The sequence below is a fragment of the Virgibacillus siamensis genome (assembly GCF_039522605.1).
Classification (GTDB): Bacteria; Bacillota; Bacilli; order Bacillales; family Amphibacillaceae; genus Lentibacillus; species Lentibacillus siamensis.
Window position 1 is genome coordinate 1 of the sequence record NZ_BAAADS010000016.1, and the last position, 11,816, is coordinate 11,816.

The following is an 11,816-nucleotide window of genomic DNA, read 5'->3' on the forward strand; positions in this document are numbered from 1 at the left end:
TTAAAAATACAATTTTTTAAATTCTGCAGGTCTTTGTATTTTTAAAAAGAGCAATTATGAAATTGACTCATTTAAAAAACATATTCAGTTTCTTCCGGGTTAATAAGACGATTCCCGTATCATGAAGGTTGGACGGTTGATTCCAGGCCAGGGTTGGTTGATTTATCGCCGCGGACGGTCGATTTCAGTTCAAGTCTTCTATCGGCGAGTTTGCGTGTTGTAACGGCGAAAAACCATGTTCTATCGGCGAATTTTAAATTCTAACGGCGCTTTTCGCTATTCCATCGGCGAAAGGCCATCTGCCGCAAATGCACATCAGGCCACACTCACATCACCCGCAAATTTAGTCGGGCTTCACACTTTTTTGGCCGTTAGCCATAAAATGGACGAACAATGTTTGAATATTTCATTAAGTAAACGCACTCTTTCCTAACATCCCAAGGCCACACGTGTTATAATGAAAAACACAATAGATTGGATTTCTCAAGGGTGGTTGGCGTTGCCTCCATGCTCCAGCTGGGAGCGGACAGGAGGTGAACGCTTATGACACCGTTTGAAACGCTGTTTTTAATGCTTGCGTTTGGGACGCTTGTTACTACAATTGTCCACAAAAAATAGACCTCCCTTGAGTTAACGGCTCACTTGGTCGAGGTCTATTTCTCACCAACGCCGACCCCCCTTGGCAGGGGATTCGACTATTGTTCTGGCCGTTGACGTTACAGCGTCACGGCCTTTATTTAGTTTATTCAACGGAATCATTTCTATGTTCATTATAACACGAAATTATTGCTTGTACACATCCACTTAAAAATCATATTCCGCTTCTTTCGCCTCACGTATTTGTTGATACGTTTCCGCTAAAATAACTGTATCCTCAACTAACCGGTCAATCCGGAATAAAACATCGTCATTAACAATTTCTTTGCGATCGAAATCTTTTTCCTCAATAAATACATACGATTGAAGGATTTGTGCTTTCATGTATCCCAAAATCGGCTTCAACTGGTTTTCCAGGATTAAATAATGCTTGGGGGAACCAGCCGTTGCGAGCATGCCGGCCACCTTGTCGCGAAAAGCGTCCACCGGTAGTAAATCGAATATATTTTTCAATGTTCCCGGAATGGATGCCTGGAAAATTGGCGTGCCGATGATGACGGCATCCGCCTCCATAATGGACTGTGTTACATATTTCGTGTCCCCATCATACTCCATGTAATTTCGCCCGTCACTGAACTGGATATCGTAATCGGCCAGATCGATCAGGGTAACATCATGGCTGGGATATTTATCATGAACGGCTTTGACTGTACGATCCATCGCGGTTCTGGTTTTGGAGCCGACTGTTGATCCTGATAATACGACTATTTGCATGTGTGCTGCCTCCTACTTGTTGGATGTGTATTTTTTTAGCGCCGGAAGAATTTCTGTTCCGATCGTGTCAATATTCCGCTTCAGCTTGTCGAACGTCACCCCGCCAAAATCCATTTGCGCAATGTAGCGCTGATGCCCGAACAATTCGTGCTGATACAGAATTTTTTCGATCACCTCTTGCGGACTGCCGATGTTCATCACGTCCCGCGGATCGGCGCCCTGCGCGAAATGCTGCTTCGGAAAGCCCCGACCATTGGTCAGTTTCATCCCGTTATTAATATGCGGGTACGTTTCCTGCTGCGCCTGCTGGGTCGTTTCCGCTGTGTAAAAAAATCCCGCTGTCGCGACAGGCAGTTCAGCCGGATCATGGCCATTGTTTTCCGCCGCTTCACGATACACATCAATCGAGTGCTTAAATGATGAGGCCGGCCCGCCAAGTGTAGCCAGGAACATCGGAACGCCCGCGCGCCCTGCCTTAATGGCACTTGCCGGTGGACCGCCGACAGCCCGCCAGATTGGCATCGAACCGTTTTGTGGTCGCGGGAGCACTTTGGCATTTCTTAGGGGAGCACGGAACTGCCCGCTCCAATTGACCACTTCTTCCTCATTAATTGTTCGGAGCAGATCAAATTTTTCCTCATACAACTCCTCATAATCACGCAGATTATACCCGAGCAAATCAAAATTTCCCACCCGTGATGCGCGCCCGGCAACAATCTCCGCACGTCCTTTTGAAATCAGATCAATCGTGGCAAAATCCTCATACGCTCTTACAGGATCAAGCGTACTGATGATCGTCGACGAACTGGAAATTTTTATTTTTTCCGTCGCCTGCGCAATCGCCGAGAGCACAACCGAATGCGCCTGCGTTGTAAAATAATTCTGATGACTCTCGCCAACACTGAAAAAATCAATCCCCGCCTGTTCAGCCAGCTGGGCCAACTCAATAATTTCATGGATGCGCTGCTGGGCGGAAATCCGCTCCCCTGTTGTCGGATCCGGCAGATGATCCCCTAATGTATACAGACCAAATTCCAGCCCATTATCTGGATTTATGCGGTATTTTTCCATCTATATCAACCTTTCTGCTTGTTTGTAAATTTTTTAACGGCAGCAGCTGCTTCGAGTTTTTGAACAAAATGCACAGGTGAAGCGCTGATGCCTGCAGATATTATGGAGCCACAACCATGATAGCATTTTTGAGGTGAAAAGCTTCAGCATTTTGCTCTTTCCATTTGTTGCGGTTGATGTTTCGCCCTGTGCGGTTGATGTTTCGCCCTGTGCGGTCGATGTTCCGCTCTTACGGTCGATGTTCCGCTTTTGCGGTTGATGTTTCGCCTTGTGCGGTCGATGTTCTGCTCTTACGGTTGATGTTTCTGCTTTTGCGGTTGATGTTCCGCTCGTTGCGGTCGATGTTTCGCTCTGGCGGTTGATGTTCCGCCTTGTGCGGTTGATGTTCCGCCTTGTGCGGTTGATGTTCCGCTCGTTGCGGTTGATGTTCCGCTCGTTGCGGTCGATGTTTCGCTCTGGCGGTTGATGTTCCGCTCGTTGCGGTCGATGTTTCGCTCTGGCGGTTGATGCTCCGCTCGTTGCGGTCGATGTTCCGCTCTTACGATTGATGTTTCCGCTTTGGCGGTTGATGTTTCTACTTTTGCGGTCGATGTTCCTGCTTTTGCGGTCGATGTTCCGCTCTTACGGTTGATGTTTCCGCTTTTGCGGTCGATGTTCTGCTCGTTGCGGTCGATGTTCCGCTCTTACGGTTGATGTTTCCGCTCTTACGGTTGATGTTTCCGCTCTTGCGGTCGATGTTCCGCTCTTACCGATCGATGTTCCACTCATTCCAGTCGATGCCCAATCAACTGCTCCCCTCACACCAATCCCGCACATTCACGGATTCGCACTCTTTTGTCTTCTGCTCTGCAACACATGTTCCAAAGCTCCCGTTCCAATGAACACGCCGCACAGGATGAACAAAAATCCGACGACATGATTAATTTTGATGACTTCATTCAAAAATACCGCCGCGCCTGTCACTGCAAAAAGCGTGTTCAAATTTATAAAAATAGCCGATTCAGCCGGGCCGACTTTTTTTATCGCATAATTGTACGTCATGTGGCCGAACGCCGTTGCGAAAATGGCACTGAACAGGAAGACCGCACCAAGCTGCCAGTCGATCAATTTTGTCATTTCCTGAACTTCCGCTCCCAATGTCTGGCTTACGATAAAAATAACGGTGGCGCCAAGTGCAAGCATATACCCGGTTGCCAAGCGCGGATCAAGTGTCGGCTTCAGCTTGCTGATCAGCATAAAGCTGAACCCCTGCACAAGCACACCTAGCAAAACAAACACGTCCCCAAGCGAAATCGCAGCCAGCCCGCCGGCACCGGACAGCGTCGTAATCACTACACCCACAAAACCGAGCAGGAAACCAGATGTCCGCAGCCACGTAATCCGCTGCCGCAGCACGATAAACGCCATCATCACCGTCACCAGCGGCATCATACCCAAAATCAGCGCACCATTAATGCCCGATGTAATCTCCAGTCCGAGCGCCACGAGTGAATGATGCAAGATAACATTGAAAACCGCTATGTATAAAATCGTCAGCCACTCATGTTTGTACGGCAGGCGGAAAATGCCCATCACTTTACAAATCACCAGTACCATCAGCCCTGCCGTCATGACCCGAAATGACGTCAGCAGTATCGGATCAATTGCTGCAACAAGCACCTTAATTGCCGATACATTCAAGCCCCACATCAGCATGACCAGTAATAAAAGTATGTAAATTTTTATCATAAACCGGATCACCCTAACTGTCTATTATTCTCCTATGGTATCAGGTATGAAGGGTTATTGCTTGCAATCGGTTTGAAGTTTTTTGGAAGCTGAAGGGGCTAAGAATAACGACTATGCAATGAACGGGACCCCCTTTCCATACTGTAAACAGACGCTCCGTTGATTGTCATTTCGATTTTTTCACGTTCCGCCCTTTGGCATTAAAAAAAGGAAAGCACCCAAGACGGATACTTCCCCATTTTATTATGAAGCCTATTCTATTATTCTACGATTGTTACATCAACTGTACGTACGCCCCACTCATATGCTTCGCTTTTAGATGAAACATGAACGTCAATTTTATTACCCTGGATGGCACTGCCGACATCAGCAGCAGTAGCATAACCATAACCTTCCACATATACTTTTGAACCCAATGGAATCACGCTCGGGTCGACTGCAATTACTTTTGCATTTGGATTTGCATTCAAGTCAACACCCGTTGCGGTTACACCTGAGCATCCCGCACAATCGCCTGTATAGGCAGATGCTGAAACGGTAATGGTTCTACCTTCAGGACTGTCTGTACTCTGCTTCGTTGTATCCGCAGTTTTTGTTGCTTCCGCCTCTTCATTATTGGACGAGGTATCTGCTTCACTTGCTGTACTTTCTGACGCTGAAGCTTCAGTACTTTGTTCTTGTTCCTCTGCTGTATCCTCGCTCACATTTTCACCGCTTAGACTAAGTTCCTGTCCGGGTATGATTAAGCTGGATGACAGTTTGTTCCAGGCGATTATTTCCTGAACGGACACATTATTCGCTTGCCCTATGCCATATAATGTATCGCCGCTCTTCACCTGATACATGCTGTTGTTTTGTTTATTTATATTTAATGTTTGGTTTGGATAGATAACTGTATTCTTTAAGTCGTTGATTTCCTGCAATTGTTCAGCCGATGTTCCATGTTCTTGTGCAATTGCCCAAAGTGTATCGCCTTGTTCCACCTCATACGCTGCAGCTGATGCGGTAGTAACTGTTGCACCGGCAATAAAGACGCCGGCAGCAAGCGCTGTGGCTAACTTTTTCATTCAAATTTCCTCCTTTAAATTTCAGTCAAGCCATATACTACCACAGGAGGTTGAATTATACAGTTACAGCTAGATTAAGAATCTATTACACTGATTTTCCTTCGCTGTTTTATTTGTAATGAAAATTTCTTTACTTATTTGTGTTGCTGTTCATGCAAGGGTCAGCTTTTATGTATAAATATGATGCCGCCACCAATAATGGGTATAACTTAACATCACTCACCTATTGTCATTACTAATGCTGAAGACTATGAAACTTTTGTTCCAGCCGCCCGGAAACAAATTAACCCTAGAGACAGTTTAATGTCAGTAAGGTAATACTTAAAGGGAATGAGAAAAAAGGTGCACCCTGTTCCCCTTTTGTTGTTAAGGTTGATTATAATATATCGAGATTGGCAGCTTCTTAGGTTTCAGCATGAATGGTTGTTTCGGTCATCAGATTAAACATCGTAAATGAGAGTTGCTTTATTTAAATTTTATAACTCCTTTTCCCATATAAAGTATAGTTGGAAAAATTAGGTGTTTAGACGTGCTATTTTTGTACTGCCAAAAATATTTTATCACAAAAAAATAGTCCAAAGTATTTAATTTTCACAAAATACAGTGATTTAATATTACGTTCGTGTTACAGTGATAGACAAATAATCTAGGAGGTTGATATACTTATGTTAAGGAAATCTTTTTTCATTCTAATGTCCACAGTACTACTTGTTGGAATGTTACCGTTAGAAACTTTGGCCAAAACCTCTACAGACAATACAAAAACAGTTTATGGGATGGGTAATGAGTATACTGAATCCCAGTCTTTAAAACTTATCAAAGCAACTGAAATAATGGAAGATTTTATTGTAAAAAAAGGAAATAAACTTGTAATCGATTCAAAAGCAAAAGATGTAGTGAAACCTTTTGTTTATGATTATTTCCTAAAAGGTGTTCATAAAATAAACGAATCTGTACAAAAGGGAGAAATCAATCTCGATTCTATAAAAAGCAATCTAACAACTACCCAAACAAACGATAGTGGTATTATCAAACCAATGGATTATACAGATTCCCATTGGTGGGGGGTTGAGTGGTTCTTATCGTATAGCGAAGCTCAACATTGGAAAAACTATTTTTCTGACTGGAGTTTCAACTGGGCTACGGTTGCAGCTTTGGCAGGAATTCTTGGAGCTGCTCCGGCATCGGTAGCTGCTGTGCTTATGGCTGTTGGTAATCACTATATGTACAGAGAAATCAGAGACAACACGAGCTGGAGGGGAACAGAACTAACATTCAGATGGGCGACACCTTGGGTTTGGGCACAGCCAAGATAGAACTGAAAGTGAGGTGTTAATGTGTTAATTCAAATTGGTTTATTTGCAGCGTTTTTTGCGGTGGTTTGGTTATTATCACGCGCATTTGGTGAGAATAAAAAATATTTCTTTGTTGGTTTAGGTGCTCTTGCACTATTGTTCGCGTTTGTGACCAATATCAATAGCCTTGGAGAGCGTAGTTTTTTAACTATGCTTATCCTATGTAGCACGGGTATTATCGTTGCGTATAAAACGATGAGCCAAAAGAAAGCAAGGTAATACGAATAAAAAATAATATGCGTTAAGCAGATATTCTTTTTAGTTTTGTTGGTGATCTTTTCTTTCCAGAGGAAGATCATTTTTTTTGGTTATAAATTATTTTTATCATCAAACGCTCATATTGGATAAAACCCCCCCCCCTTCTGTATACACCTATTATAATACAAAAGTCCTAAAATAGGGGCAGGATTTTCATTTTATAATCGGTAATTTCTTGTCCAGTTGATAGCCGAAAATCAACCAAAATAAAATAAACTTCATTCACAGAAATGAAGTTACAATATGGTATACTGATAGAAATGGATTGGCTTCGCATGAGGGATTAGGCACACTGTTCTTTTTGGGATACTTCCCAAAGAGGAGGTGGTGCATATGGCTGTTGAGACTGTATTAACGTTAATGATATCTTTCGGGATGTTAGTAACGTTCATTATGGGAGATAACAACAGAAAATAATCCCTCTATGCTTTTCACCGAGCGCCGAGGGATCATTTTCTCCTAAGGTGCCTAACCCTCTTGAAGGGTTGGTCCATTTTACCGTCTCATGCTCTAACATGGGGCGGTTTTTAATAATATATGTTTTTCTATAATAATTATACCACATTTGCTGACATTGTACACTTTACACCCGGTTCATACTATCTTATCCTCACGCATAATCCTTTCCCAAACAACAGATATTCGCCACCCACAACCAATCTCTTATCCCACTGCCGAAACGCACAAAAATTTGATCGTCCGGTCGGTTTTATTGAGCCAGTAGTGGGATTTTGATGACTGCAGGAATATGGAATCATGCGGATGCAGCACATGTTCCTCTCCTTCGATATGTATCGTCAGTGTGCCCTCCAGCACATACAAAAATTCCTGCCCTTTATGGGAAAAATTGCTGCCGCGGTTATCGCCCGGATTGAGGATGATCAGAATCGGCGAAAACAATGGGGCTTCCATTCCACCTGATAAATCGCGGTATATGAATTTATTTTCCGTCAGCTCAGCATCTACACTTTCATGTCGTACTACTGTCGGGGTTGTTCCAGTCGCCGGTTTAGCAAAAAAATAGCTTGGATTTACGTTAAGTGCATCTGAAATTTTTTTCAGTGATTCCAGTGTTGCTGAAGTTTTGGAATGCTCCAGTTGTGACAGGAAACTGATGGACAGGCCTGTTTCTTCAGATATTTGCTTTAACGTTTGTTTTTGCTGCTTCCTTAACTCTTTTATTTTTACGCCCAATTCATCCGTCATCATGAATCCCTCCTTTCTAACTATACCATAATTCTTCAATAGGATTTGACAAATTATAATGAATTGTATTATATTTTAAATAATTTAAGTGACAGTTAAATTATACATCACTTTGGAACAAAATTTAAGCAGTATAGAAAAAATGCAACCGATTCCAATGGAAAGGATGATTTACGTGCTGTTTATTTCAGATCAGGAGATTCAGGACAACTACTTTATGCGGGATGCTGTTCGTGCTATCAAGCAAGGTCTGGTCGCGAAGAACAACGGGATGATTCAAAATCCGCACCGGACAGTAATTGAACTTCCCGACAAACAGGCATCCGCTTTGTATATGCCGTCTGCGGATCTGGAAAATCAGGTTGCTTCGGTGAAAGTAGTCAATATTTTTCCAAACAATCCTGATGAAGGAAAGCCAACTACACAGGGCGTGCTGATGCTGTCGGACGCTTCTGACGGCCAGCATTTATGCACGATGGATGCGTCTTTTTTAACACGACTGCGCACCGGGGCATTGACCAGTATTGCAACAAGCAAACTGGCACGGGCAGATGCCAGAACGTTAAGTGTGATTGGAACCGGCGCGATGGCTTTTGAACAGGTGTTAGGCGTTTTGGAAGCACGCGATATTGGGACAATTCTACTCTTCAATCGCACGGCAGAAAAAGCACACACTTTCCAAGATAAATTGAAGGATTTTGGAGTAGACGCCGATATCCAGATTGTCGATAACGTGAAAGAAGCAGTGAAAAAAGCGGATATCATTAACTGTGCAACGCGGTCGAAAACACCGATTTTTGACGGCAATGACTTGCAAAAAGGAACGCACATCAACGGAGTCGGCTCGTTTTTGCCAAGCATGCAGGAGGTTGATTTAAGTACCATTAAAAAAGCATCAATCATCGCGGTGGACGATCTGACAAGTGTAAAGGAAGAAGCCGGCGAACTTATCCACGCAGCAAAATCAGGGGAATGGAGTTTTGCTGACGTGTACGGAGAATTGAATGATTTTTCACGGGACGATTCACTCGTTCGTAAAACTCCGGAACAGATTACGTTTTTCAAATCGGTGGGGGCAGCTTATTTTGATTTGGAAGTAGCGAAAGGCGTCTATCAAAAAGCGAAAGAAGACGGGTTTGGCACGACGCCGTAAAAATTTTTTATAAAACAAGGGGGAAAACGATAGATGGACAAAAAATTGAAGCGCAAAGTGTTGACCGCAAGTTTAGTCGGAAGTTCGATTGAATGGTTTGATTTCTTTTTATACGGAACCGTTGCCGGGCTTGTACTCGACGAATTATACTTCCCGTCATCCGACCCGATTGTTGCACTGATGCTCGCATATCTCTCGTTCTCATTAACATTTTTCATACGGCCACTGGGCGGCATCATTTTTTCGCATATTGGGGATCGAATCGGCCGAAAGAAAACACTAGTTATTACGCTATCACTGATGGGCGGAGGGACTGTTCTGATAGGGCTTTTGCCGACATATGCGCAAATTGGCGTGGCAGCACCGATACTGCTAATCATACTTCGCCTCATACAGGGGCTCGGACTCGGCGGCGAATGGGGCGGATCGCTCTTGCTGGCGGTCGAATATGCTCCGAAAGGCAAAAAAGGACTGTTCGGAAGCATCCCGCAAATGGGCGTTCCAATCGGGCTGGTGCTCGGAACATTCACCCTGACCATGATGAGTCTGCTGCCACATGAAGCGTTTATGACGTGGGGCTGGCGGATTCCGTTCATTTTGAGTGCACTCCTGGTCGTGTTCGGGTTGTGGATTCGGGCCGGCATCAATGAAACCCGGAATTTGAAGAAGCGAAAAAATCCGGGCAGGTTGCCAAATTACCGGTTGTTGATACATTAAAATATCATTGGCGTGAGGTGCTGATCGCAGTCGGGGCGAAAGTGGTCGAAACCGCTCCATTCTATATTTTCGCAACGTTCGTCGTCAGTTACGCAACCGGCACACTGGGCTATGACCAGATTACCGTCCTGAATTCGATTACGATTGCAACTGTTGTTACGGCAATCATGATACCGGTGATGGGGCGGCTTTCCGATGCAATTGGCCGTAAAAAAATTTATGTGATCGGCTGCATCGCGATGGTGCTGTACGCATTTCCATACTTCATACTGCTGTCTGTCGGGCAGGACTGGGCAGTCATTCTGGCAAGCGTGCTCGCACTCGGGATTGTGTGGCCGCCAATCACAGCAGTTCTTGGCACGATGTTTTCGGATTTATTTTCAACAAAAGTACGCTACACCGGCATCTCACTCGGATACCAGATCGGTGCCGCAATGGCCGGCGGAACCTCTCCGCTGATTGCGACATGGCTGCTCGGACAATTCAACGACGCCTGGACACCAATAGCAGTATTTATTATCGTCACTGCAGTTATTTCGCTGATGGCGGTAGCGTTTACGAAGCGATATAGTAAGGATGCAAGTGTGCGAAAAGGGGCATGATTTAGCGGCGGGACAGATTGCGCTAGCAATTTGTTCCGTTCCGTTTTTGTGCTGTTCTCACCCGTTTCAAACCGATCTCTCCTATTTTTTCCACCACCGCCGCAAATTCAACTAAATAAGAAAGCAACCCTCTCAGCCTGATTGGATTGCTTTCTTATATTTTTCGCTTATGTTGATCCCTTTCATAGATTTGAATGCTGTATTGCTCAATGTGCGCTGTCAGATTATGATTCGATATTGCGTTATAATCCAGAATATCAAAATAGTATGGCAGCGGAAGCTCTTCATTTAACGTGTCATTTAACGTTGCTGCTGTATCGCGCGTCACATTACGTCCACAGATTGCAATATCCACATCCGAACCTTTTTTATAATTTCCTAGCGCCCGGCTTCCAAATATGAACGCATTTTCAATCTCATCAACGCCATCTATTGCTTCAGTAATTAACTCTATATCTTTATCTGTTAAGCCAAACATGACTACTTCTCCTCTGACAATTTTTCATATAAATGTTTCATGGCCGGCAGGTAAGTACCTGCTATTTCATCAACGAATTGTTTCACCATTTCCTCGTCATATATATGCGTTGTCGGATTCCGCTTCGCAAGTGCATCCATCCACACATGGCCATCATCAATCAGTTCCGCCTGATATGCCTGCTTTATTGCGTCCCTTGGGCTTTCAATCACATAGCCTTGCGCTTCCAAATAATCCTTTTGCAGCTTCCACGACAATTCAAATGTCATTTCGAAAAACTGAATAATACCAGCACGCTCCAATTCATTCTTAGCACCGGCATTTGCGTATTTTTCCAACAACTTGAATGACCGCTTGAAGTTTTCAAACCGTTGCCGCCAGCGTATATCCTTTGATGGACCCATCTCTCCGCCACAATTCATATTTTATATTATAAGTGAAATCCGGCTTTTTCACAAAACTATCTGTTAAAAAATCTTTAAACCGGAAAACATTTTGTATGAGTCCAACTCAACGAAAAATATGGTATACTATTAGAAATAGATTGGCTTCGCATGAGGGGTTGGGCACACTGTTCTTTTTGGGATACTTCCCAAAGAGGAGGTGATGCATATGGCTGTAGAGACTGTATTAACGCTGATGATATCCTTTGGGATGCTCATCGCGTTTATGATGTCAAACACAAACCATAAAAAATAACCCCTCATTCACCTAAGCCAGGGTTCTGAGGGATCATGTTCCTTAGTGCCTACCCCCTCTTGACGGGGTTGGTCTATTGAAGCCGTCTCATGTTGGAGCATGAGGCGGTTT

12 protein-coding genes and 1 pseudogene are annotated in these 11,816 nt (G+C 44.0%); 5 read left to right on the plus strand and 8 right to left on the minus strand.

Annotation, left to right across the window (positions count from 1 at the left end):
- Positions 1-543: 543 nt before the first annotated feature.
- Positions 544-618: a putative holin-like toxin gene (locus ABD010_RS18380; protein ID WP_390350964.1), complete on the plus strand. Its 75-nt coding sequence runs from the start codon at positions 544-546 to the stop codon at positions 616-618.
- A 186-nt stretch (positions 619-804) separates the two neighbouring features.
- Here the strand turns inward: ABD010_RS18380 and ABD010_RS11225 are convergent, their stop codons facing one another.
- The 5 genes from ABD010_RS11225 to ABD010_RS11245 all read right to left on the minus strand — a co-directional run bounded on the left by ABD010_RS11225 (position 805) and on the right by ABD010_RS11245 (position 5,237).
- Positions 805-1,371, minus strand: coding sequence for an NADPH-dependent FMN reductase (locus ABD010_RS11225; RefSeq protein ID WP_343813058.1), 567 nt, complete (start codon positions 1,369-1,371; stop codon positions 805-807).
- Positions 1,372-1,383: 12 nt separating this feature from the next.
- Positions 1,384-2,442 (minus strand): LLM class flavin-dependent oxidoreductase, encoded by a 1,059-nt coding sequence (locus tag ABD010_RS11230; protein WP_343813060.1) that lies wholly within the window; start codon positions 2,440-2,442, stop codon positions 1,384-1,386.
- A gap of 621 nt (positions 2,443-3,063) precedes the next feature.
- Complete coding sequence (locus tag ABD010_RS11235; RefSeq protein WP_343813062.1) at positions 3,064-3,243, minus strand: hypothetical protein; 180 nt, start codon at positions 3,241-3,243, stop codon at positions 3,064-3,066.
- 15 nt (positions 3,244-3,258) lie between these two features.
- On the minus strand, positions 3,259-4,170 hold the full coding sequence (locus ABD010_RS11240) for a DMT family transporter (protein WP_343813064.1): 912 nt from the start codon (positions 4,168-4,170) through the stop codon (positions 3,259-3,261).
- A 260-nt stretch (positions 4,171-4,430) separates the two neighbouring features.
- Positions 4,431-5,237 carry a LysM peptidoglycan-binding domain-containing protein gene (locus tag ABD010_RS11245; RefSeq protein WP_343813066.1) on the minus strand — a complete coding sequence of 269 codons (807 nt, stop codon included), beginning with the start codon at positions 5,235-5,237 and terminating at the stop codon, positions 4,431-4,433.
- A gap of 665 nt (positions 5,238-5,902) precedes the next feature.
- Between ABD010_RS11245 and ABD010_RS11250 the strand changes: the two genes are divergently transcribed.
- Both ABD010_RS11250 and ABD010_RS11255 read left to right on the plus strand, forming a co-directional pair.
- Positions 5,903-6,553 (plus strand): hypothetical protein, encoded by a 651-nt coding sequence (locus tag ABD010_RS11250; RefSeq protein WP_343813068.1) that lies wholly within the window; start codon positions 5,903-5,905, stop codon positions 6,551-6,553.
- 21 nt (positions 6,554-6,574) lie between these two features.
- A complete protein-coding gene (locus ABD010_RS11255) occupies positions 6,575-6,811 on the plus strand; it encodes a hypothetical protein (RefSeq protein WP_343813070.1) in 237 nt (78 codons plus the stop codon).
- Positions 6,812-7,513: 702 nt separating this feature from the next.
- Here the strand turns inward: ABD010_RS11255 and ABD010_RS11260 are convergent.
- The gene (locus tag ABD010_RS11260; RefSeq protein ID WP_343813389.1) at positions 7,514-8,056 is read right to left on the minus strand and encodes a helix-turn-helix domain-containing protein; all 543 of its coding nucleotides are present in this window, start codon (positions 8,054-8,056) and stop codon (positions 7,514-7,516) included.
- Between the two features lie 142 nt (positions 8,057-8,198).
- Between ABD010_RS11260 and ABD010_RS11265 the strand changes: the two genes are divergently transcribed.
- Complete coding sequence (locus tag ABD010_RS11265; protein WP_343813072.1) at positions 8,199-9,209, plus strand: ornithine cyclodeaminase family protein; 1,011 nt, start codon at positions 8,199-8,201, stop codon at positions 9,207-9,209.
- A 33-nt stretch (positions 9,210-9,242) separates the two neighbouring features.
- Positions 9,243-10,528, plus strand: a pseudogene (locus tag ABD010_RS11270) (MFS transporter).
- A 154-nt stretch (positions 10,529-10,682) separates the two neighbouring features.
- On the opposite strand, the gene ABD010_RS11275 reads toward ABD010_RS11270, so the two are convergent.
- Positions 10,683-11,006 carry a nucleotidyltransferase domain-containing protein gene (locus ABD010_RS11275; protein WP_343813074.1) on the minus strand — a complete coding sequence of 108 codons (324 nt, stop codon included), beginning with the start codon at positions 11,004-11,006 and terminating at the stop codon, positions 10,683-10,685.
- 2 nt (positions 11,007-11,008) lie between these two features.
- Entirely contained in the window at positions 11,009-11,410 is a 402-nt protein-coding gene (locus tag ABD010_RS11280; protein ID WP_343813076.1) for a nucleotidyltransferase substrate binding protein, read from the minus strand.
- Between the last annotated feature and the right edge of the window lie 406 nt (positions 11,411-11,816).